The sequence below is a fragment of the Paraburkholderia caballeronis genome (assembly GCF_900104845.1).
Lineage (GTDB): Bacteria > Pseudomonadota > Gammaproteobacteria > Burkholderiales > Burkholderiaceae > Paraburkholderia > Paraburkholderia caballeronis.
This window is the reverse complement of the sequence record NZ_FNSR01000001.1, coordinates 1,234,661-1,257,156: the sequence shown is the minus strand read 5'-3', so window position 1 is coordinate 1,257,156 and position 22,496 is coordinate 1,234,661. Positions and strand designations below refer to the sequence as shown.

19 protein-coding genes and 1 tRNA gene are annotated in these 22,496 nt (G+C 67.4%); 8 read left to right on the top strand and 12 right to left on the bottom strand.

What is annotated here, in order from left to right:
• The first annotated feature begins 180 nt into the window (after positions 1-180).
• The 3 genes from pepN (at position 181) to BLV92_RS05585 (ending at position 4,198) form a co-directional block, all read left to right on the top strand.
• On the top strand, positions 181-2,871 hold the full coding sequence (gene pepN / locus BLV92_RS05595; RefSeq protein ID WP_090542995.1) for an aminopeptidase N: 2,691 nt from the start codon (positions 181-183) through the stop codon (positions 2,869-2,871).
• Between the two features lie 172 nt (positions 2,872-3,043).
• Positions 3,044-4,060 (top strand): class 1 fructose-bisphosphatase, encoded by a 1,017-nt coding sequence (locus BLV92_RS05590; protein WP_090542993.1) that lies wholly within the window; start codon positions 3,044-3,046, stop codon positions 4,058-4,060.
• Positions 4,061-4,122: 62 nt separating this feature from the next.
• Positions 4,123-4,198: transfer RNA gene (locus tag BLV92_RS05585), tRNA-Thr, on the top strand.
• Positions 4,199-4,523: 325 nt separating this feature from the next.
• On the opposite strand, the gene BLV92_RS05580 is transcribed toward BLV92_RS05585, so the two are convergent.
• From BLV92_RS05580 to BLV92_RS05530, 11 genes are all read right to left on the bottom strand, one after another.
• The gene (locus tag BLV92_RS05580; protein WP_090542992.1) at positions 4,524-5,006 is read right to left on the bottom strand and encodes a DUF2239 family protein; all 483 of its coding nucleotides are present in this window, start codon (positions 5,004-5,006) and stop codon (positions 4,524-4,526) included.
• Between the two features lie 71 nt (positions 5,007-5,077).
• Positions 5,078-6,448, bottom strand: a complete 1,371-nt coding sequence (gene pmbA / locus BLV92_RS05575; RefSeq protein ID WP_090546848.1) for a metalloprotease PmbA — start codon at positions 6,446-6,448, stop codon at positions 5,078-5,080.
• A gap of 80 nt (positions 6,449-6,528) precedes the next feature.
• Positions 6,529-8,295 carry an ABC transporter ATP-binding protein/permease gene (locus tag BLV92_RS05570; protein ID WP_090542990.1) on the bottom strand — a complete coding sequence of 589 codons (1,767 nt, stop codon included), beginning with the start codon at positions 8,293-8,295 and terminating at the stop codon, positions 6,529-6,531.
• Positions 8,296-8,317: 22 nt separating this feature from the next.
• Complete coding sequence (gene tldD, locus BLV92_RS05565) at positions 8,318-9,784, bottom strand: metalloprotease TldD (RefSeq protein ID WP_090542988.1); 1,467 nt, start codon at positions 9,782-9,784, stop codon at positions 8,318-8,320.
• A 46-nt stretch (positions 9,785-9,830) separates the two neighbouring features.
• Positions 9,831-11,135 (bottom strand): thioredoxin family protein, encoded by a 1,305-nt coding sequence (locus tag BLV92_RS05560; RefSeq protein WP_090542985.1) that lies wholly within the window; start codon positions 11,133-11,135, stop codon positions 9,831-9,833.
• Between the two features lie 15 nt (positions 11,136-11,150).
• The gene (locus tag BLV92_RS05555; protein ID WP_090542983.1) at positions 11,151-11,561 is read right to left on the bottom strand and encodes an ExbD/TolR family protein; all 411 of its coding nucleotides are present in this window, start codon (positions 11,559-11,561) and stop codon (positions 11,151-11,153) included.
• Position 11,562: 1 nt separating this feature from the next.
• Positions 11,563-12,285, bottom strand: a complete 723-nt coding sequence (locus tag BLV92_RS05550) for a MotA/TolQ/ExbB proton channel family protein (RefSeq protein WP_090542981.1) — start codon at positions 12,283-12,285, stop codon at positions 11,563-11,565.
• Between the two features lie 28 nt (positions 12,286-12,313).
• Positions 12,314-12,958, bottom strand: coding sequence for an energy transducer TonB (locus BLV92_RS05545; protein ID WP_090542979.1), 645 nt, complete (start codon positions 12,956-12,958; stop codon positions 12,314-12,316).
• 99 nt (positions 12,959-13,057) lie between these two features.
• Positions 13,058-15,253, bottom strand: coding sequence for a TonB-dependent siderophore receptor (locus BLV92_RS05540; protein WP_167626999.1), 2,196 nt, complete (start codon positions 15,251-15,253; stop codon positions 13,058-13,060).
• 300 nt (positions 15,254-15,553) lie between these two features.
• The gene (locus tag BLV92_RS05535; RefSeq protein WP_167626998.1) at positions 15,554-16,507 is read right to left on the bottom strand and encodes a FecR family protein; all 954 of its coding nucleotides are present in this window, start codon (positions 16,505-16,507) and stop codon (positions 15,554-15,556) included.
• A 62-nt stretch (positions 16,508-16,569) separates the two neighbouring features.
• Positions 16,570-17,061 (bottom strand): RNA polymerase sigma factor, encoded by a 492-nt coding sequence (locus BLV92_RS05530; protein WP_090542974.1) that lies wholly within the window; start codon positions 17,059-17,061, stop codon positions 16,570-16,572.
• A 50-nt stretch (positions 17,062-17,111) separates the two neighbouring features.
• Between BLV92_RS05530 and BLV92_RS31395 the strand changes: the two genes are divergently transcribed.
• The 5 genes from BLV92_RS31395 (at position 17,112) to BLV92_RS05515 (ending at position 21,283) form a co-directional block, all read left to right on the top strand.
• On the top strand, positions 17,112-17,348 hold the full coding sequence (locus tag BLV92_RS31395) for a hypothetical protein (RefSeq protein WP_134047043.1): 237 nt from the start codon (positions 17,112-17,114) through the stop codon (positions 17,346-17,348).
• 451 nt (positions 17,349-17,799) lie between these two features.
• Positions 17,800-18,957, top strand: coding sequence for an FMNH2-dependent alkanesulfonate monooxygenase (gene ssuD, locus BLV92_RS05525; RefSeq protein ID WP_090542972.1), 1,158 nt, complete (start codon positions 17,800-17,802; stop codon positions 18,955-18,957).
• Positions 18,954-19,799: an amidohydrolase family protein gene (locus BLV92_RS05520; RefSeq protein WP_090542970.1), complete on the top strand. Its 846-nt coding sequence runs from the start codon at positions 18,954-18,956 to the stop codon at positions 19,797-19,799. The genes ssuD and BLV92_RS05520 overlap by 4 nt, the downstream gene beginning before the upstream one ends.
• A 518-nt stretch (positions 19,800-20,317) precedes the next feature.
• Positions 20,318-20,467, top strand: a complete 150-nt coding sequence (locus BLV92_RS31990) for a hypothetical protein (protein ID WP_166676750.1) — start codon at positions 20,318-20,320, stop codon at positions 20,465-20,467.
• A 225-nt stretch (positions 20,468-20,692) separates the two neighbouring features.
• A complete protein-coding gene (locus BLV92_RS05515) occupies positions 20,693-21,283 on the top strand; it encodes a chorismate mutase (RefSeq protein ID WP_090542968.1) in 591 nt (196 codons plus the stop codon).
• Between the two features lie 38 nt (positions 21,284-21,321).
• Here the strand turns inward: BLV92_RS05515 and BLV92_RS05510 are convergent, their stop codons facing one another.
• Positions 21,322-22,485, bottom strand: coding sequence for an exonuclease domain-containing protein (locus BLV92_RS05510; protein WP_090542966.1), 1,164 nt, complete (start codon positions 22,483-22,485; stop codon positions 21,322-21,324).
• Positions 22,486-22,496 lie beyond the last annotated feature (11 nt).

Here is a 22,496-nt window from a genome sequence, read left to right as displayed (position 1 = left end):
CCGAACGTGCGCGCGACGGCTCGCGCGCGGCTGCCTCCCACCTGCGCAGCGCCATCCGGCGACGCTTCGCACAGCCACCGAAAGCCTTTGTACAATGGTCCTCTCCTCCGCATCCGCGCGGCATTTCTACCCGGGTGCGGTTCCCTGCATCGTTGCGTTTCCGGGTTTCCCTTCCACATCATGTCCGACCTCGCCACGCCCAACGTGATCCGCCGCGCCGACTACGCGCCCCCCGCCTTCCTGATCGACACCGTCGCGCTCGAATTCGACCTCGCCCCCGAACGCACGATCGTGAAGAGCACGCTGCGCGTGCGCCGCAATCCGGCCGCCGCGCATGCATCGCATCTCGAACTGATGGGCGAGCAGCTCGAATTCGTCGGCGCGTCGCTCGACGGCCAGCCGCTCGCGAACGTGCGCGCGCACGAACATGGCCTCACCGTCGAGAACGTGCCCGACGCGTTCGAGCTGACCTTGACCGGCGCGTGCAATCCGGCCGCGAACACGACGCTGTCGGGGCTGTACGTGTCGAGCGGCAACTTCTTCACGCAATGCGAGGCGGAAGGCTTTCGCCGCATCACGTGGTTCCTCGACCGCCCGGACGTGATGGCGACCTACACCGTCACGCTGCGCGCGGACAAGGCCGCGTATCCGGTGCTGCTGTCGAACGGCAACCTCGTCGACACAGGCGACCTGCCGGACGGCCGTCACTTCGCTCGCTGGGAAGACCCGTTCCGCAAGCCGAGTTATCTGTTCGCGCTCGTCGCGGGCAAGCTCGTCGCGCTCGAAGAGCGGATCACGACCGGCTCGGGCCGCGAAAAACTGTTGCAGGTGTGGGTCGAGCCGCACGATCTCGACAAGACGCGCCACGCGATGGACTCGCTGATCCACGCGATCCATTGGGACGAAAAACGCTTCGGCCTCGAACTCGATCTCGACCGCTTCATGATCGTCGCGGTCAGCGACTTCAACATGGGCGCGATGGAGAACAAGGGGCTCAACATCTTCAACACGAAGTACGTGCTCGCGAATCCCGAGACCGCGACCGACACCGACTTCGCGAACATCGAGGCGGTGGTCGGCCACGAGTACTTCCACAACTGGACCGGCAACCGCGTGACCTGCCGCGACTGGTTCCAGTTGAGCCTGAAGGAAGGGCTCACGGTGTTCCGCGACCAGGAGTTTTCCGCCGACATGTCCGGCGGCGACCAGGACGAAGCCGCGCGCGCGACGAAACGCATCGAGGACGTGCGCGTGCTGCGCCAGATGCAGTTCGCCGAGGACGCCGGCCCGATGGCGCATCCGGTGCGCCCGGAGAGCTACGTCGAGATCAACAACTTCTACACGATGACCGTCTACGAAAAAGGTTCGGAAGTCGTGAGGATGTATCAGACGCTGTTCGGCCGCGACGGTTTCCGCAAGGGGATGGACCTGTATTTTGCGCGGCACGACGGCCAGGCGGTGACCTGCGACGACTTCCGCCACGCGCTCGCGGACGCGAACGGCCGCGACCTCGCGCAGTTCGAACGCTGGTACAGCCAGGCGGGCACGCCGCGCGTGTCGGTGACGACGAGCTACGACGAAGCGCAGCGCCGCTACGTGGTGACCGTCGCGCAGGGTTACGGCGACGCGTCGCCGGCCGCGCGCGAAACGCAGAAAGGACCGCTGCTGATTCCGTTTGCGATCGGGCTGATCGGCCCGGACGGCGCGGACCTGCCGCTGCGGCTCGAAGGCGAGGCCGACGCGCACGGCACGACGCGCGTGCTCGAAGTGACCGGCGCATTGCAGACGTTCACGTTCGTCGACGTGCCGGTGAAGCCGCTGCCGTCGCTGCTGCGCAACTTCTCCGCGCCGGTGATCGTCGAGTACGACTACAGCAACGACGAACTCGCGTTCCTGCTCGCGCACGACAGCGATCCGTTCAACCGCTGGGAAGCGGGCCAGCGCCTCGCGACGCGCGAACTGCTCACGCTCGCGACGCGCGCCGCCGAAGGCCGGCCGCTCGAACTCGACGACGCGGTCGTCGATGCGTTCCGCCGCGTGCTGACCGACGAGACGCTGTCGCCGTCGTTCCGCGAACTCGCGCTGATGCTGCCGTCGGAAACCTACCTCGCCGAGCAGATGGCCGAGTCGGACCCGGCCGCCGTGCACGCGGCGCGCCAGTTCGTGCGCCGCCGTCTCGCGCACGCGCTGAAGGCGGACTGGCTCGCGGTGTACGAGCGCCACGTGACGCCGGGCGAATACGAAGCGACGCCGGTCGCGGCCGGCCATCGCGCGCTGAAGAACCTCGCGCTGTCGTACCTCGCGGAACTCGACGATCCCGCCGACGCGGTGCGGCTCGCGACCGCGCAATACGACGCGGCGAACAACATGACCGACCGTTCGGCCGCGCTGTCCGCGCTGCTCGGCGCGGCCGCGTCCACCGGCGGCGACTTCGTGCAGCGTCCGTTGCAGGACTTCTACGAACGCTTCGAAAAGGAGCCGCTCGTGATCGACAAGTGGTTCGCATTGCAGGCGACGCAGCGCGGCGGCGCGGGCCGGCCGGTGATCGACACCGTGCGCGCGCTGATGGCCCATCCCGCGTTCAACCTGAAGAACCCGAACCGCGCGCGCTCGCTGGTGTTCAGCTTCTGCGGCGCGAATCCCGCCCAGTTCCATGCGGCGGACGGGTCCGGTTATGCGTTCTGGGCCGAGCAGGTGCTGGCGCTCGACGCGCTGAACCCGCAGGTCGCCGCGCGCCTCGCGCGGATGCTCGAACTGTGGCGGCGTTTCACGCCGAAGCTGCGCGAGCAGATGCATGCGGCGCTGAAGCAGGTCGCTGCGGGCGTGAAGTCGCGCGACGTGCGGGAGATCGTCGAAAAGGCGCTCGCCTGACGGCGCGGTTGACGCGCGGGCCACGTCCGCGCGCCGTCGCGAAACGAAGCCGGCACGCGCGTGCCGGTTTTTTTCCGGCCGCCGGCGCGGCGGGCCGCGTGGGCCGCCATCAAAAATACCCGGACCGAGCAGGTAGAATTGCGCTATTCCCCTGCGTATCCGGAGTCCCGCAATGGCATTGCAACGTCGCACCACCCTCACGAAGTATCTGATCGAGCAGCAGCGCGAACATCAGAACCTGCCGGCCGATCTGCGCCTGTTGATCGAAGTCGTCGCGCGCGCGTGCAAGGCGATCAGCTACAACGTCAGCAAGGGCGCGCTCGGCGACGCGCTCGGCACCGCCGGCAGCGAGAACGTGCAGGGCGAGGTCCAGAAGAACCTCGACATCCTGTCGAACGAAATCCTGCTCGACGCGAACGAATGGGGCGGCAACCTGGCCGCGATGGCATCCGAGGAAATGGAGACGTTTTTCCCGATCCCCGCGAACTACCCGCGCGGCGAGTACCTGCTCGTGTTCGATCCGCTCGACGGCTCGTCGAACATCGACGTGAACGTGTCGATCGGCACGATCTTCTCGGTGCTGCGCTGCCCGGACGGCCAGCAGGCGACCGAACAGTCGTTCCTGCAACCGGGCGTGAAGCAGGTCGCCGCCGGTTATGCGGTGTACGGCCCGCAGACCGTGTTCGTGCTGACGACCGGCAACGGCGTGAACTGCTTCACGCTCGACCGCGAACTGGGCTCGTGGGTGCTCACGCAGACCAACATGCGCATTCCCGAGGACACGCGCGAATACGCGATCAACGCGTCGAATGCGCGGCACTGGTACGAGCCGGTGCAACGCTACGTCGGCGAGCTGAACGCCGGCAAGGACGGTCCGCGCGGCGACAACTTCAACATGCGCTGGATCGCGTCGATGGTCGCCGACGTGCACCGGATCCTGAACCGCGGCGGCATCTTCATGTACCCGGCCGACCGCCGCACGCCGGACAAGCCGGGCAAGCTGCGCCTGATGTACGAGGCGAACCCGATGGCGTTCATCGTCGAACAGGCGGGCGGCGCAGCGACGAACGGCGCGCAGCGGATCATGGAAATCCAGCCGACGAACCTGCACGAGCGGGTCGCGGTGTTCCTCGGCTCGAAAAACGAGGTCGAACGCGTGACCGGCTACCACCGCGACGCGAAGCAGTAAAAAGTTTGTGGCGGGGGCTTGCCAAGCTGGCGGGTTGGTCCTTATAATCTCGTTTCTCTGATGCCGGAATAGCTCAGACGGTAGAGCAGCGCATTCGTAATGCGAAGGTCGGGGGTTCGATTCCTCTTTCCGGCACCAAAAGAATCAGACGAAAAGCCCAGTCCTCGTGACTGGGCTTTTTGTTTTTCGCGGGGTTCTTTTGGTGTTGGCGCGCACTCGCGCATGGAGCCTGCGCCGATGGCATCGCACGGGAAACAGCCGGCGCGTTCGTGCGCGTTGTGCCGGTTTCGTCGTTGCTGCCTTTGCTGAAACTGCGCGGTCAACTGGAAGCCAACGGAGTCCGCCGAGCCGGAAGGAAAACTCGACGTCGCATGGATCATGCGCACCGCGAGCGCGGTCGTGACTGTACGTGGCAGTTAGTTCTGCCTGAGCCCGGTGGGTCGATGCTCACTCGAACAAACCGTCAGGCACCACCCCCCCTCGCCCCACAATCCGACGATTCAACGGCACCCGAAACCTGCATCGCGCCATCGACCAGATTGCGCAACGTCAGCGACGCGCCGCCCGGTTGCGCGGCGAGCCATTCCCAGTGACGCGGAAGCAGCGTGATCTCGCGCGACACCACGCCCAGCTTCGGACGCCCCCGGCCGCGCGATTTGCCGGCGGGCTCGCGCACCGCCAGCCGCTCCGGCTCGACACTCGCACCGGCAACCGGCGTTCCCTCTTCGGCCGGCTGGACGAAAGCGTCATCGACCTCCCCGCCCGGCATCCAGATCGCCGTGTCGATCAGCCACCCGGTCTTGTCGTCGAAGACCAGGATCGTATCGTCGGAAGCCCCGCGCTCGATGGCCCGCCTCACCGCGCGGACGACGATCACGAGCGTCCCCGACGCAAGCCATCTGTCGCCGTCGAACGCGGTGAACGGACCGGGACGCGCCTTCATCATCGCTTTGGCCCGCCCATCGACTCGCAGGATCCGCCGCTCCCGCAATCGATACCACGCATGCGACCCATCGCCTATTGCCCCGCGACAGTCATCTGCTCGATCAGCACCGACCCGGATTCCATCGCACCACGCACGAACGAATCCGCGCCGACCGCGACGATCCGCGCGAACATGTCCTGCAACGAACCGGCGATCGTGATCTCCTGAACCGGATACTGGATCACGCCGCGCTCGACCCAGTACCCCGCCGCGCCGCGCGAATAACTGCCGGTCACGGTGTTGACGCCCTGCCCGATCAGCGCCGTCACGAAGAGGCCGGTATCGAGCCGCCTCAGCATCATGTCGAGATCGTCGGCGGGGTGCGTATGCGTGCTGCGCAGCGTCAGGTGATGCGCGCCGCCCGCGTTGCCCGTCGTGTACAGGCCGAGCTTGCGCGCCGAATAGGTGGACAGGAAATACCCGGACAGCACGCCGTCGCGCACCACGTCGCGCCGCCGCGTGCGCACGCCTTCGTCGTCGAACGGCGCGCTGCCGAACCCGCGCAGGATGTGCGGGTCCTCGACGATCTGCACGTGCGGCGCGAACACGCGCTTGCCGAGGCCGCCGACGAGAAACGACGCGTTGCGGTACAGCGCGCCGCCGCTCGCGGCCTGCGCGAACGAGCCGAGCAATCCCGTCGCGAGCGGCGCGTCGAACAGCACCGGCACCTTGCAGGTGTCGAGCCGTCTCGCGCCGATGCGCGCGACCGCGCGCTGCGCCGCGTACCGGCCCACCGCTTCCGGCGTCGCGAGATCGGCCGGGCAGCGCGCCGAGACGTACCACGGCTCCTTCTGCATCAGTCCGTCACTACCCGCGATCGGCACGCACGCGAGCATGTGCTGCGACGATGCGTAACCGCCGATGAAGCCGTTCGACGTGGCCAGCACGAACTGCTGGCCGCGGCTCGACACGCTCGCGCCTTCCGAATTGCAGATCAGCGGACTGACGGCAAACGCGGCGCTTTCGGCGCGCCGCGCGAGTGCGGTCGCATCGGAAGCCGGCAGCGGCCACGCGTGGTACAGATCGAGATCGGGCGGCGCGCGTTCGAACCACTCTTCTTCGGTCAACCCGCCTGCCGGATCGTCGGCGGCGAAACGCGCAATGTGATACGCGGCCGCGACGGTATCCTTCAGCGCGGCGCGCGAGAAGTCGGACGTGCCGGCCTTGCCGCTGCGGTTGCCGATCAGCACGGTCACGTCGATGCGCTTGTCGCGACTGAACTCGATCGTCTCCGTTTCACCGAGCCGGACCGAAACGGAACGGCCCTCGCCTTCCGTCACGTGCGCCACGGCGCCGGTCGCGCCGATCCGTTTCGCGTAACCGAGCACGTCGGTCGCGAGCTGCTTCAGTTCGTCCTGTCCGCGAGCCAGCGCGCTCGCCGCTTCTGGCGTAGCCGCCTTCATGTCGTTGTCCTGTTTCCGATGCGTTCGAATCGCTTCGCCGCCGAAGCGCGAAGTTGAATTGCCCATGTAGCCGCCGTCCATCACAGCAGATCCTCGTCTTTCAGCCGGTCCGCTTCCTCCTGCGCCTCGCGCGCGCTCATCACGCGCCACACGCCTTCCGTATGCAGTTCGAGCACCTGCGCGTGGTACGCGAGCAGCGAGATCCGGTGGCCGATGCTGACGAACGTCGCGCCGCTCGCTTCGAGTTCGCGGTACAGCAGCGCCTCGGTCGCGACGTCGACGGCGCTGGTCGCTTCGTCGAGGAACACGTAGCGCGGCCGCGCGGCCAGCGCGCGCGCGAAGCCGATGCGCTGCTGCTCGCCGAGCGACAGCACGCGCGACCAGTCGATCACCGCGTCGAATCCGCCGTGCCGCGCGGCGAGATCCGGCAGCCGCACGCGTTCGAGCAGCGCCTGCAACTGCGCATCGCTCAGCGAACTCTGCGTCGCCGGATACAGGATCTGCTCGCGCAGGCTGCCGAGCAGCATGTACGGCCGTTGCGGCAGGAACAGCACCTGGTCGGCGTCGGGCATCGTGATCGTCCCTTCGCCGGTGCGCCACAGGCCGGCCATCGCGCGCAGCAGCGAACTCTTGCCGACGCCGGTCTGCCCCATCACCAGCAGATGCTCGCCCGCGTCGATCCGCACGCTCAGGCCGCGCAGCAGCGTGCGCTCGCGGCCCGGCGTATGCAGCGTGAGCCGCTCGGCCTGCACCGCCGGGCCGCGGCGAAACTGGATCGCGGCCGTCTGGTCGCCCGCGCGCCGCAGCACCGCCTGCGACTTCTCGGCGATCTGCGCGAGCCGCACGACGTGCGGCACGGTCGTCGCGAACATCGGCACGAACTGCGTGAGCCGCTGGATGCCGCCAAGCAGCATCGCGGCCGACACCGTGCCCTGGGTAATCACGCCGAAGCTGATCGAGCCGGCGAAATACAGCGGCACCAGCACGACGACCGGCATCACCGTCCACACGACGCCGAGCCCGGTCTGCGCGACGTTCATCAGCAGCCGGTAGCGCAGCGTCGCGAGCGCGATGCGAACCACCCGCACGAGGCGGTTGTCCACGCTCGCGGCCTCGGCCAGCTCGCCGCGATACAGCGCGACCGTCTCCGCGTGATTGCGCACGTGCAGGATGCCGAAGCGCAGGTCGGCCTCCGCGACGGTCGAATCGAAGTTCAGGCGGATATACGGGCGATACAGCCATGCGGTGATCAGCGCGGTCAGGAAGCCGTACGCGACCACGCCGTAGAAGAGCGTCGGCGAGATCGACCGCAGGATCCATCCCTGCGCGCCGAAACTCGTCAGCGTGTACAGCAGCACGTTCGGCATCAGCGTCAGCGTCTCGCAGAACGGCCCGGTTTCCTGCTGGATGCGCTGGTCGACGTTGTCGGTGTCGCCGTCCTCCTCGATCCGGTAATAGGTGCGCGCCCGCAGATAGTTCTGCAGCAGATGGCGCGTGAGCCACGCGCGCCAGTGCAGCGTCATCCAGTCGTAGACGAAGCTGAAGCACTGCCCGAGCACGCCGCCGTTGATCACGATGCCGATCAGCGTGACGAGCACGAACAGATGCCAGTACGGCACCTGCTGGCGGGCGACCAGCGCGTCGGTCATCCGTTGCGTCAGCAGCGACACCTGCGCGCCGAGCGCGACCTCCGTCAGCGTGTATGAAATGCAGATGCCGAACACGAGCCACGAGCGCCATGCGCCCGGGCGGGTCCAGTAGGGGCGGATCAGTCCGATCAGGCGTTTGACGAAACGCCAGTTCAGGCTGTAATCCTTAGGGTTCTTGATCGTTCCAGTCGGCAGCATGTGCGAGATTCCCGTCCGTTGTTCAGGCCGTGCCGCCGACCGTCATGCGGTCGATGCGCAGCGTCGGCTGGCCGACGCCGACCGGCACGCCCTGGCCTTCCTTGCTGCATACGCCAACGCCGGGGTCCAGCCGCATGTCGTTGCCGATCATGCTCACGTACTTGAGCGACTCCGGCCCGCTGCCGATCAGCGTCGCGCCCTTCACCGGGTACGTGATCTTGCCGTCCTCGATCATGTAAGCCTCCGACGCCGAGAACACGAACTTGCCGTTCGTGATGTCCACCTGCCCGCCGCCGAAGTTCACCGCATAGAGGCCGTTTTTCACCGACGCGAGGATTTCCGCCGGGTCCCTGTCGCCGTTCAGCATGTAGGTGTTCGTCATCCGCGGCATCGGCAGCGCCGCGTACGACTCGCGCCGCGCGTTGCCCGTCACCGGCATCTTCATCAGCCGCGCGTTCAGCGAGTCCTGGATGTAGCCCTTCAGGATGCCGTCCTCGATCAGCGTCGTGCACTGCGTCGGGTTGCCCTCGTCGTCGATGTTCAGCGAGCCGCGGCGGTTCGGCAGCGTGCCGTCGTCGACCACCGTCACGCCTTTCGCCGCGACCCGCTCGCCGATCTGTCCGGCGAACGCCGACGAGCCCTTGCGGTTGAAATCGCCTTCGAGCCCGTGGCCGATCGCCTCGTGCAGCAGCACGCCCGGCCAGCCCGGCCCGAGCACGACGGTCATCGCGCCGGCCGGCGCGGGCCGCGCGTCGAGGTTCACCAGCGCCGCGTGCACCGCGTCGTCGACGTATTTCGACAGCACGTCGTCGGTGAAATAACCGTAGTCGAAGCGGCCGCCGCCGCCGCCGTTGCCGACCTCGCGCCGGCCGTTCTGCTCGGCGATCACCGTCACCGACACGCGCACCAGCGGGCGCACGTCGGCGGCGAGCGCGCCGTCGCTGCGCGCGACCAGCACCACGTCGTATTCGCCGGCGAGCGCGGCCATCACCTGCGTGACGCGCGGATCGCGCCCGCGCGCCATCTGCTCGATGCGCTCCAGCAGCTTCACCTTTTCGGTGGCGTCGAGCGACGCGAGCGGGTCGGCGCTCAGGTACAGGTCGCGCCCGGAAACGCCTTTCAGCGACGACGCGACCTTGATCTTCTGTTTGCCGCCGCCGGCCTTGGCGATCGAGCGGGTGGCGATCGCGGCCTGGCGGATCGCGTCGGGCGACAGGTCGTCGGAGTACGCGAACGCGGTGCGCTCGCCGGACACCGCGCGCACGCCGACGCCCTGGTCGATGCTGAAGCTGCCGGACTTCACGATGCCTTCTTCGAGGCTCCACGCCTCGCTGCGGGTGGCCTGGAAGTACAGGTCCGCGTAGTCCACGCGATGCGTGAAGATCTCGCCGAGCGTGCGCGTGAGCACCGCTTCGTCGAGGCCGTAGGGCGTCAGCAGCGCGTCCTTCGCGATCGCAAGGTGATGAATGACGGGTTCGATGAGGTTCATGGGGCGATGCGGCGGAATCGGTTGGAATGGCAAAAGCCGTGGACGGTCATCGGACGGACGGCGCGCTGGCGAGCAGCCGCGCGCGCAGCGACGCGGCGACGTCCGCGCAGATCTGCATCAGCGTGTGTTTTTCGAATCCGAGCCAGCCTTCGTAGCGCGCGTAGAGTTCCGGCTGTTCGGCGCGGCGCTGCCGGTCGAACTGCGCATGAAGCTCCGCCGCTTTCGCCATCCAGGCGCTGCGCGCTTCGTCCCCGTCGCCGTGGAAGTCGCCCAGTTCGGCGCGGATGCGGTCGCGATCGGCCTCCTGGATCGCGTCGATCCGGCTGCGCTCGGGCGCGGTCCATTCCGGGTATCGCGATTCGTCGTGCGTCGCGCGGTCGATGATCGCGGGCAGCATCCGCGCGGTCCATTCGGCGATCGGCGCGGCGAAACTCTCGACTGCCTGGCTCACGTCCGCATCGCAACCGTGATCGACGAGCAGCACCGCGCGGCGTTGCAGCGCCGCCCATTCGGAGACCGCGACGGCCTCGCCGGAATGCGCGAGCCGGTGCGCAGCCGCGATCTGATCGACCAGCGCGCGACTCTGCGGGTTCGCGAAATACTGCGTGATCTCCCAGCGCGACGCGAACCCCAGTTCATACAGCACGTCGTCGGCGACCGGGCCGAGATCCGCGCCGACCGGCATCGCGTCGACGAGTTCGAGCACCTGCTGCTTCGTGCTGTCCGTCGCGAGCGGATCGCGGCCGGACTGAATCCAGTACAGCATGTCGAGCAGTTGCCCCAGCTTCTCCGGCGCGCCGACCGCCGCTTCGAACGCGTGGCCTTCGCCCGCCATCAGCGCCGACGGGTGATAGCCGTTCGGCGCTCCGTCGCGCAGACGCTCAAGGCACGCGGCTTTCGCGGCTGCGTCGCCGCCGAAACTGCGCCATGTCGAGCGACTTGCCTCCGCGGGCTGCGCGTTTGCGCGGGCCGGTTCGCGAACCGCCGCGTCGCCACCGGCCGCGCCCAACGCAACCGGCACGTCCAGCCCCAGATCGCCGAACCACTTCTCGACCATCACGCGCAGCCGCGTCGTCGACGGCCCGGTCAGGCGGCCGTGCTCCTTGCCGTTCGCATAAAACGCGAGCGTCGGCACGCCGCGCACGCCGAAGTGCGCCCAGCCGTCGGGCGCATCGTCGATGTTCAGCTTCAGCACCTTCAGCCGTCCGTCGTAGTCGGCGGCCAGTTGCTCGATATGCGGTGTCAGCGCCTTGCACGGCCCGCACCACGGCGCCCAGAAATCCACCAGCACCGGCACGTCGCTGTCGACGTCGGCCGCGAAAGTCGCCTGGGTCGTGTCTGCAATCGTCATGCGTTCACTCCTGAATCATTGTGTTTTGGGTTGCGTAACGAAATCGATCTTCGTGAGGCCCGCGCGCTGCGCGGCGGACAGCAGATCGGCAACGGCGTCGTAGCGCACCGCGCGATCGGCATAGAGCTGGATCTCGGGCTGCGGCTGCCGCGCGGCGGCCTCCGAGAGCCGCGCGTCCACGTCGTCGCGCGCCACCGGCTGGTCGTCCCAGCGAAGCGCGCCGGACGCGTCGATGTTCACCGTCACGTGCGCGGGCCGCGTGTCGTTCGGCTGGCTGCTCGCGCCCGGCAGATCGAGCTTCACCGCATGGGTGAGCACCGGCAGCGTCACCATGAAAACGATCAGCAGGACCAGCATCACGTCGATCAGCGGCGTCATGTTGATGTCGCTCATCACGTCGTCGTCGCGGTCGGTCGAGAAGGCCATGTCAGCACTCCCCGGCCGCGACGAGTTCGTGATGCGTGGGCCGGCGCTTCGCGTCGGCCCGGCGCCGCTCGCCGCTGATCAGATACGCGTGCAGTTCGTGACGAAAGCGCGCGAGCCGATGCAGCACGCTGCGGTTGCCGCGCGACACCGCGTTGTAGCCGAGCACGGCCGGAATCGCGACGAACAGGCCGAGCGCGGTCATCACGAGCGCCTCGCCGACCGGCCCCGCGACCTGCGCGAGACTCGACTGCCCCGCCGCGCTGATGCCGAGCAGCGCGTGATAGATGCCCCACACGGTGCCGAACAGGCCGACGAACGGCGCGGTGCTGCCGACCGACGCAAGCACGCCGAGCCCGGTCGCCATCCGGCCCGCCTGCTCCTCGAATGCGACGCCGAGGCATCGCTGGAGCCATTCGTCCGGCGACAGCGCCTCCTGCAGCGACGCATCGTCGTGACGCTTGCGCGCCTCGCGCGCGGCCTCGACGAGCCGCTGGTACGGATTGCCCTCGCTCGGCTTGCCGAGCTGCGCCGCGCCGTCCTCCAGCGATTCCGCCTTCCAGAAGCGCCGCGCGACGAGCGCGCCCTGCGCCTTCATCCGCAGCAGTTGCGCGACCTTGTAGAGCAGCACGGCCCACGACGCGATCGACATCACGATCAGCACCACCGCGATCCCGTGGGAGATCACATCGCCGCGGTCCCACATTTCCCAGATACCGACATTCATGGCATTTCCTCGATCATCAAGAAGAAGCTCAGTCATCCAGACGGAAGTCGAGCTGTTGCAGCGCGTGGACGGCGATTGCGGCGCCGTTGTCCACGTAAGGTTCGCAGCGGCCGGCGACGATCGCGCGCTGCGCGGCGGCGTCGAGTTCGTCGAAGCCGCTGCCGCGGCTCACGTCGGCCTGCGTGATCCGGCCGGCCGGATCGATCGTCACGCGCAGCACGACGCTGCCTTCGTGACCGAGGCGCCTGGCGCGCGGCGGATAAACCGGCCTCGGGATGTCGCACGACACGCGGCCGACGTCCTTGATGCTGTCCGCGCCCGGCAGCGCGAGCGACGGCGGCTGCGGCGCGGCGGCGGCCGGCTGCGCGGGAGCCGACGGCTGCGGCGGCGTAGCCGCGACCGGAACCGGCGACGGCGGCGCGACCTCGGGTTCCGGCGCGGGCGCGGCCACCGTGCGGGGACTCGGGCTGCGCGTCGCGAGCACCGGCGCGCGGCGCGGCGGCGGGGTCCGCTTCACGGGCTGCGGGGCGGGCGGCGTCACGGGCGCGGGCGGTGCGGGCGTCGCCGCCACCAGCGTCACGCGCAGGCCGGAACCCGGCGCGGCGGCGCTGCGCTGGCCGATCCGCGTGTACACGTTCAGGCAGGCCACCAACGCGCCGACGTGAAGCAGCACGGCGGCGGTGACGGCGACCGCTCGGGCCCACCGGTCCGTGCGGAGCGGGCCGGAAGCGCGGGCATGAAGCGCGGGTAACGAGACGTCCATCGGCGATTCCTAGAAGTTGTAGCGGCCGGTCAGGTAGAACACCCGCTCCGTCTGCAATCCGACGTATGCGCCGAACGCCTGGCTCTGGTACAGCACGCGGTCGAACAGGTTCTTCACGCCGAGCGTGGCCGACCATTGCTTCGCCTTGTAGTAAAGCGTCATGTCGGTCTGCATCTGGCCGGGGATCGGGTAACCGAAGCCGCCGATCTGGTAACGGCTGCGCGCCTGGAGGCCGACGCCCGCCCCCCAGCCGTGCCATTGCTCGCCTTGCAGGTCATACGTGGCCCACAGGCTGCCGCTGTGGCGCGGCGTGAGGCTCGTGCCGTCCGACGTCTGCTGCTCCGCGCTATAGGTGTAGTTCACGGCGACGTTCAGCCCCGGCATCACGCGCCCGGTCACGCTCGCCTCGATGCCGCGCGTCACCTGGCCGCCGCCGAGCGTGTAGAACGTCGAGCCGGGGATCGAGATCAACTGGTTCGACACGGCGCTGCGAAACGCGGCGACGGTCATGTTCAGGCGGTCGTCGAGAAAGTTGAACTTGAAGCCGGCTTCGACGGAGCGTCCCATCGTCGGCGGCGGCGTGCCGCCGCCCAGCAGTTGCTGGCCGATCTGCGGCGTGAAGCTGCGCAGCGCGTTCGCATAGATGGACACGTTGTCGGTCAGCTCGTACAGCACGCCGAAGTTCGGCGACCAGGCGGAAACGGACGCGACGTTCGTCCCCCACGCGGTGCCGCGCGCGATGCTGGCGAGCACGTGCAGCCGCCCCCACGTCAGTTGATCCTGCAAATAGGCGTTGGTCGCGTACTGCTTCAGGTAATCGGTGTATTGCCGGCCGTCGACGTCGATCGGCAGGACGGGCGTCGGGAACGGCGCGAACGCGATGCTGCTGAACTGGTTCGAGTCCGTCCAGTATTCGCTGTAGTCGAAACCCGCCAGCAGCGTCTGCTTCACCGGCCCGATCGAGAATTTCGCCTGCATGTGATTGTCGGTGTCGAAACCGAACGAGCGTTGCTCGCCGGCGCTCACCGCATAGAGCAGCGAATCCCCCATGCTGCCGATCGGCGCGAAGAAGTGATCGACCTTCTGGCTCGACGACTGATACTGCGACTTGCTCTCGAACTGGAAGAGCGTCCCCAGCTTCTGCGTGAACCTGACCGACAGCGCATCCGACTGGAGCAGCGTATTCGCGAGCGGCGTGGGCCGCCCCGTCAGCGACGTCGGGCCGTTCATGTCGAGCATCGTGACCGGCACCGCTGGCTGGTCCTGCACCTGATGCCGGTAGCCGACGACGACCTCGGTGCCGCCCGACTTCCAGCCGATCGACGGCGCGACGTACAGGTTCTTGCTGCCGCCGTAGTCGCCGAAGCTGCTGCTGGTCCGCTCGCCGGACAGCACGAAGCGGTACGTGAGGCTGCGGTCCTGCGTCAGCGGTCCGCCGAGATCGATCGCGCCGAGCATCTGGCCATACGAGCCGGTCTGCACGGTCAGTTCGCGCACGGGCTCGGCGGTCGGCTCCTTCAGCGTCACGTTCACGACGCCGCCGGGATTCATCTGCCCGGACAGGATCGAATCGGCGCCCTTCAGCACCTCGATCCGGTCGATGCCGGCCATCGGCGTGTTCAGCGAGTTGCTGGAGCCGGTGTCGCGCGAGCCGTTGACCATCGTCGGCGCGTTGAACCCGCGAACCTGCACGGACGGCGAGCCGCTGCCGGAGTTCTTCGCGGTGACGCCGCTCACCATGTTGAGCGCGTCCGTGACCGACTGCGTCTGCTGGCTGCGCAATTGATCCTGCGTGACCACCTGGATCGACTGCGCGGTCAGCGCGATCGGCGTGTCGGTGCGCGTCGCTGTGGTCGTCGAGCTGGCGACGAACCCGCGCTCCTCCGCGAACGCGCTGCCGCTCACGGTGATCGTCGGCAGCACGGCGTCCGCTTTGGGCGCCGGCTTCTTCGGCGCGGACGATTGCGGCGCGACGATCACATAGGTCTTGTCGTCGCGCTGCTCGACCTGCAGGCCGGTGCCGCGCAGCAGCCGTTCGAGCGCGTCGCGCACCGTCATCCGCCCGGACAGCGCCGACGCATCGCGGCCGGCGACCAGGCTGTCGGGCGCGAGGATGTTGACGCCCGCATTGCGCGCCAGTTGCGACAGCGCATTGGCGAGCGGCTGCGCCGGCAGCTCGATCGCGGACTGCGCGAAAGCCGGCACGCTCGACGTTATTAGGATTACTACCAATGAACAGGCGCGGATCCATTCCGCCGTGGTTCTTTCAGGCTGCCGCATCGCTCCCCTGCCTCTGTCGTTGTGTTTTCGTCACGCCGATGCATTCATTGCACATCGGCTCGCTCGGTAGATAAAGGCGAACGGCGGCGGCAATCGGACCAGGGGCTACGGCGAAAATATTCTTATCGGATAGGCCGACGCCATCGAATCTTTATATCGGCGGGAGAGCGGGGACGGCGGCACCCTGACGGCGGGTTGCCCGGCAGGGTGAGAAAAACGAATCGCCTAGCGGCGGGACGCGATGACGGCCGTGCCGTCCTGCTGGAACCGGACCGTGACGGGGACGACGCCCGGCAGCGTCTTCAGCAGCAGATCGGGATCGACGCTCGAAAAGCCGCCGGTCACGCGATATGCCGCGGCGTTCGCATCCGCGAGCACGATCGTCGTTTTCCGGTAGCGCTGCAGTTCGCGGACGACGTCCGCGAGCGGCGTGCCGTCGAACTGCAGCCGCCGGTCCTTCCAGCTGACGAGCGCCTCGACCGGCTGGCTGCCGGGTATCGCGACGATCTGCGTGCCGTCGGTCCTGGCCGCCTGGTTCGCGTCCAGCGTGACCGGCGCGGCGGCGCCGGCGAGCGCAAGCTCGACGCGTCCTTCGAGCACCGCGACGACCACGCCGGCCGGTACGGTGCGCACCGAGAAACGCGTGCCGATGTCGCGCACGCTCGCGTCGCCGGCCAGCACCGCGAACGGCCGCAGCCGCCCATGCACGACCGAGAACAGCGCCTCGCCGTGTTGCAGCCGCACTTCGCGAGACCGCAACCGGTTCTCGAACACGCCGGCGGTATCGGTGTTCAGCAGCACCCGGCTGCCGTCATCGAGTTCGACGTCGGCCTGCTCGCCGATCGCGGACGAAAAGGATTGCGACGACAGCACCGGATTGACGACCCACGCCGCGGTGACGAGCGCGCCAAGCACGACGGCGGATGCACCCCAGGTCGCCGCGCGCCGTCCGGCCATCGTCCCCGACGGCTGCGCCACGGCCTCGACGTGACGCACGTACTGCCTGCGCAGGTCGGCCGAGTGCGAATCGACCTCGCGATCGACCGCTTCGTGGGTCGCGAGATACTGCAGCCGGGCCGGGTCCTGCCCGGCCCACTGTTCCAGCGCAGAACGGGCCTGCGCCTTTTCGTGACCGCTGCCGAATGCGAGCGATACGAAAAGGTCGTCGGCTTCATCCATTTCTGCCTGGGTCAGCGGCATCTCATGCAACCGGAAAACGAGCGGCGCTCGGACCCCACATGTTACAGCAGCACACTGCGACAATCCTTCAGCGCCTGGACCAGATACTTCTTCACGACCGTCGCGCTGATGCCCATTTCCTCGGCCGCCTCCTCGTACGACAGGCCGTGGAACTTGCACAGCACGAACGCCTCGCGGCAGCGCGGCGCGAGCCCGTCGATCGCCTGGATCAGCCGCTCCAGCCGCTGGCGGCCCGCGTACTCGCGCTCCGGCGTCACGTCCGACGCGCCGATCTGATCGACTTCGATGCCGGCGTCTTCGACCGATAGCTGCGGCAGGCTCCGCCGGCGACGCGCGGCGTCGATCTGCAGGTTCCGCGAGATGCTGAACACGAGGCCGGCCGGCGACTGCACGTCGTGCTGCCGGGTGTAGGTCAGCGCCTGCTCGAACGACGACTGTGCGATGTCGGCGGCATCGTCCGCGTTCAACTCCCGCGCCAGATAGCGCCGCAGATCGGCGTAACCCCGCAATAGTTCTTCTATGAGGCTGCTCATGCGCGTCGCTCCGTCACCCGGGTCAAGACTTGTATCGAAGAGGTAGGTCGATGGTCAGGCCGCAGATCGTGCCTTTGCGTGCGCGTGCGTGCAAGCCTTCCGTCAATATTCCGGCTATGGTAGCGGCGCGCGTTCGCGCAAAAAATCTTTCTTTCGATGCGCGCGCGAAATCCACGGTGGAAAAAATCCTGCCCGACCGGTGCGCACGGGCAGGGTCGTTTTCTTCCGTCCGCAATGCAAACCGGATTACTGCGCAAACTCCATTCAAGCCGAGTCATTTCTTTTGATTTGCGCTGAGGCTTTCTCACGACTCGTCAGAACAACTATCGGTGCCGCGGGTTTCAGGGTTTCCACCGAGCGGCACGGAATGTCATTGGCGTTTTCCATTAGTCGCCGGGCCGCGTCTTTGGCGTTGCGACCAAACTAATCGCGCGTTGGCAACGAACCGGGATGCAGGCGCGAGGCCCACGTATCGGCGACACCGATCGCAATTGATACACGTCAACGAACCCGACACCCCCGATTTCCGCGCAAGCCAATGCCGGCGGACTAATCCGCAAACGCATCCAAGCAATTTCCGATTCGATGGTTGGGCGGGCCCGGCGACGCTGCTCCAATCGAAGCCCAAGCCCAGGCCCAGGCCCGATACCCGGCCGCCCCGGACCGCGCCGACGACACACCCCTCGCGCGATCCGCCCGCCCGGCCCCCGCCTTCCGTTCACGTTTTATGGAGCATTGATGAGCCTCGATATCTTCTGGTTTCTGCCGACGTCGGGCGACACGCGTTATCTCGGCAAGTCCGATTCCGGCCGCGCGCCGACCAACGCCTACATGCGGCAGATCGCGATCACCGCGGAAGAACTCGGCTACGACGGCCTGCTGATTCCCACCGGCAGCAGTTGCCTCGACCCGTGGGTCACCGCCGCGAGCCTCGTGCCGGTGACGAAGCGCATCAAGCTGCTCGTCGCGCTGCGCACGGCGCTGAGCGGCCCGACGGTCAGCGCGCGCCAGGCGGCGACGCTCGACCAGGCGCTGAACGGCCGGCTGCTGCTGAACGTCGTGCCGGGCGGCGACGCGGCGGAACTCGCAGCCGACGGCATCTTTCTCGACCACGACGAACGTTATGCGGCGGCCGGCGAATTCCTCAGCGTGTGGCGCGACCTGCTCGCCGGCAAGACCGTGGACTTCGACGGCGACCACGTCCACGTGCAGCACGCGCGCAACTACTTCGCGCCGGTGCAGCGGCCGCATCCGCCGCTGTACTTCGGCGGCTCGTCGCCGGCCGCGCACGAACTCGCGGCGGAACACGTCGATGCGTATCTGACGTGGGGCGAGCCGCCGGCCGCCGTCGCCGAAAAGTTCGCGGACGTGCAGCGGCGCGCGCAGCAGCGCGGCCGCAAGCTCAAACTCGGCGTGCGGCTGCACGTGATCGTCCGCGAGACGGCCGACGAAGCGTGGGCAGCGGCGGACCGGCTGATCAGCAAACTGGACGACGACGATATCCGCCGCGCACAGGAGCACTACGCGCAAATGGACTCGATCGGTCAGCGGCGGATGGCCGAACTGCATGGCGGCCGGCGCGACAAGCTCGAAATCAGCCCGAACCTGTGGGCCGGGATCGGGCTCGTGCGCGGCGGCGCGGGAACGGCGCTGGTCGGCGATCCGCAGACGGTGGCCGCGCGATTGCAGGAATACGTGGACGCCGGCGCGGACAGCTTCGTGCTGTCTGGTTATCCGCACCTCGAAGAGTCGATCCGCTTCGCCGAACTCGTGTTCCCGCTGCTGCCGGGCAAGCGGCCGGTGACGTCGGGCAATCGCGCGCAGACCGGCGGCGCGTTCGACGGAGGCTCGATCCAGTCGCCGGACGAACGCGCGCGCGAGACGGAGCCGGCGTGAAAGTCATCGACATGCGCTGCCGCCCGGCTTATCTGCATGACTTCTTCGGGGCGACGCCGGGCAGCGTCGAGAACGAAACGGCGCGCTGGCTGAACCGGCGCGTCGGCACGCGCGGCGACGACGAGCATTACGCGGCGTCGCGCACGCCGCAGGGGTTTCTCGACGCGGTCCGCGCGGCGGGCCTGCATCGCGCGGTGGTAGTCGGCCGGCATACGCCGGATCAGCATCTGCCGAACGATCTGATTCACCGGATCGTGATCGGGCACGACGAGCTGATCGGCATCGGCGCGGTGGATCCCGTGCTGCTGGGCGAGCAGCAGGCGCTGGCCGAAGTCGAACGCGCGGTGAATACGCTCGGGCTTGCCGGCATTGATCTCGAACCGGGCTTCGGGAAACCCGCGCGCTTCGCGGACGATCCGGCCTGTTGGCCGATCTATGAACGATGCAATGAGCTTGGCGTGCCGGTCTGTCTGATGACCGGACCGACGACACCCGATCCGCGCTTCAACGATCCCGCGCCGGTGGCTGCGGTGGCGCGCGCGTTTCCGCGGCTTCCGATCATCTGCTATCACGGCTTCTGGCCGAACGTGCAGCAGGCGCTGGGGCTCGCGTTCCGTTATCCGAACGTGTACCTGGTGCCGGACATGTATCTGTTCGTCGCGGGCAGCGCCGCGTATGTCGAGGCGGCCAACGGTTTTCTCGGCGACCAGTTGCTGTTCGGCTCGTCGTATCCGTTCCGGCCGATCACGCAGAGCATCGACGACTTCGCAGCGGCGGGCTTTCGGGACTCGCTGCTCGAACGGCTCTTTTTCGACAACGCGGCGAGACTCTTCGGGTTGTAACCATTACAGCGGATACGCGCAGAAGTGCGTTATCGCCGATGAGGCGACGCAGCCCGAATGTCGAGCCCAGCCTTCGTGGCTGGGCTTTTCTCTTTCGCTATCCCACGCCTCGCAGCGCAACTAATTAACCCGTGAAATAAAAGCGTCGCTGCAATGGCGACGCGCGCATGACATTGCGCCGCATCGCTTCGTCAACGCAGACGCGGGAATGCCCGTTAAGCGGAAATGGAGTGACGGTCGACGCGGTATCGGCATGCACACGATACCCAGCAGGCATTGATCGGGAAAGAATGCGGCGGTGCGGAATGAAATTTGCCTTCACCGCGACGCGCGCCGGCGATTCGCCGGGCATTGCGCGGCCCACTACGCAACCAGCCGATTATATGCGCGACCGGCAACGTCTATATGACGATGTGCGGTCGAAGCAACAGCCGGCGCTGAAAAGCACCGTTACCGTCACGGGCACTGGCGCTACGGGATAACGGAGTCGGATAATCGACTCACTTAGGAGAAAGATCATGGACGCCAAACCACCAAGGATTCCGACCCCGGACCAGGTGTTCAGCCCGGATAAGGAACCGGTGGCCGTCGAGTTTCTCGGCGACGAACTGCCGGCGCACGTCCGCGCGTTTCTGGACGAACAACGCAAGGCGCACGAACAGAAGTAACGGGGTTGTAAATACGGGGACGGCGTGCGGGATGCGCACCGCCGTGTTGTTGCGTGCAGCCCGCCTGAACGCGGTTGTGGCTTGCGGCACGGTACGGTTGCCTCACTGATTGGCTGTCGCGAGCCGATGCGCACGTCTGGCAGTAATTCAAACGAAGAAACGAAGCGACCGACACGCGGTATCCTTCGCCTTTCGTTCTCTCCCTGAATGCCCCTCTCCGCTCCAATGAAAGCTCTTCTTCGCGCCGGCGCGCTGTGCTGTGCCGCGCTTCTGGCCGCACTCCAGACGGCGCCAGCCGAGGCCGACGGCGACGACACCGCACTGACGAACCTGGTCGCACTGGTCTCGCAACGGCTCGCGCTCGCGGAACCGGTTGCGCACTGGAAGTGGGTCAACCGCCGGTCGATCACCGATTCTGTCAGAGAGCAGGCGCTGCTTGCCGATGTGCAGAAGCGCGCGATCAGCGCGGGCGTCGATCCGTCGTTCGCGCATACGTTCTTTGCCGACCAGATCGAAGCGAACAGCGCGGTTCAGACGGCATTGTTCGAAACGTGGCGCGCGTCGCAGCCGCCAGCGGGACCGCCGCCCGATCTGTCGTCGGTGATCCGGCCGCAACTCGACCGGCTGACACCTCAACTGATCGCGGGGCTCGCTCGCGTGCAGGCGATGCGCACGGCGCCGGACTGCCCGACGCGTGTCGCACGAAGCATCTCGAACTGGAAATCGCTGACCCGTTACGACTCGGTCCGCACCGATGCGCTAACCCGCGCGCTCGGGCACGTATGCGAATCAGGCGGAGTCGGCGGCGTGGCTTGATCCGCACGCCCTGCAACGGCCGGCGCGGTTGCCGGTTTTCAGGCTGCGGTGGTGATCGCCGCACCTTCCGGCACGGCGCGCATTACCGGCTGCACCTGCAACCCGCGCGCGAGATGCGTGCGAAGGATGCGATACGTCGATAGTTCGAACGGCCGCTCCGCGTGCCGATCGGCCAGCACCGCCGCCTCCGCGGCCGTCCCGGCCTGGCCGAGATAACACCAGCCGTCTATCGCGTGGAAATGGCGTGCCGCCGTTGCGCCGTCGATTTCTTCGACGAGCACCGCACCGTCGAATGGCCACGGCGCCGAAGTCGGGTCGCTCCTCGATACGCGCGGCTGACGATTGAACGTCGGACGCAGCGCCGCAATCCATTGCGCTTCCAGCAAGAACGCGCCGACTTCGCCGCCGGTCTCGCGCCACTCGACGCGCCGCACCTGCTGCGCAAGCCGAAGCTCGCGCGCCGAACGGCGGTCGCCGGACAGATGCGCACGCACCCGCTGACGCACCCGGACACTGCGTCCGACGTAAAGCGCAGCATCCCCCTCCCCGTAAAACGCATAAACGCCATGCCCGGCCGGCGCCGTATCGAGCAGATCGTCGGTGATGTCGCCCGCGATCCGATGCCGGCGCGTCATGCGATCGATCTGCGCGCGCAGCGTGTCGAGCGGCACGATCGCGTGCAGTCGCTGCCAGAACTGCCATAGCAGATCCGCGTCCGCGAGCGCGCGGTGACGGTCCTGCGGCACCAGCGCGTGACGCTCGACGAGCGCATCGAGGCCGTGCCTTTTCTCCGCGGGAAACAGCGCGCGCGACAGACGCACCGTACACAGCACGTCCGGGCGAAACTGAAAACCGATGCGCTCGAATTCGGCACCGAGGAATCCGCGGTCGAAACTCGCGTTGTGCGCGACGAACAGCTTGCCGCCGAGCCGCTCGAACAGCGCCGGTGCGACCTGTTCGAACGTCGGCTGACCGCGGACCATCCGGTCGGTGATGCCGGTCAGTTGCTGGATGAACGGTGGAATCGGCTGCTGCGGGTCGACCAGCGTGCTCCAGCGGGACACCTCCCCATTCACGACTTCAACAACGCCGATTTCCGTAATGCGGTGCTCGCCGACTGAGCCACCGGTGGTTTCGAGATCGACGAAAGCGATCGGCGCATCGATTGCGCCGACGGTATTGGGAAGAAAGGATTCGGACATGAACGACGGAT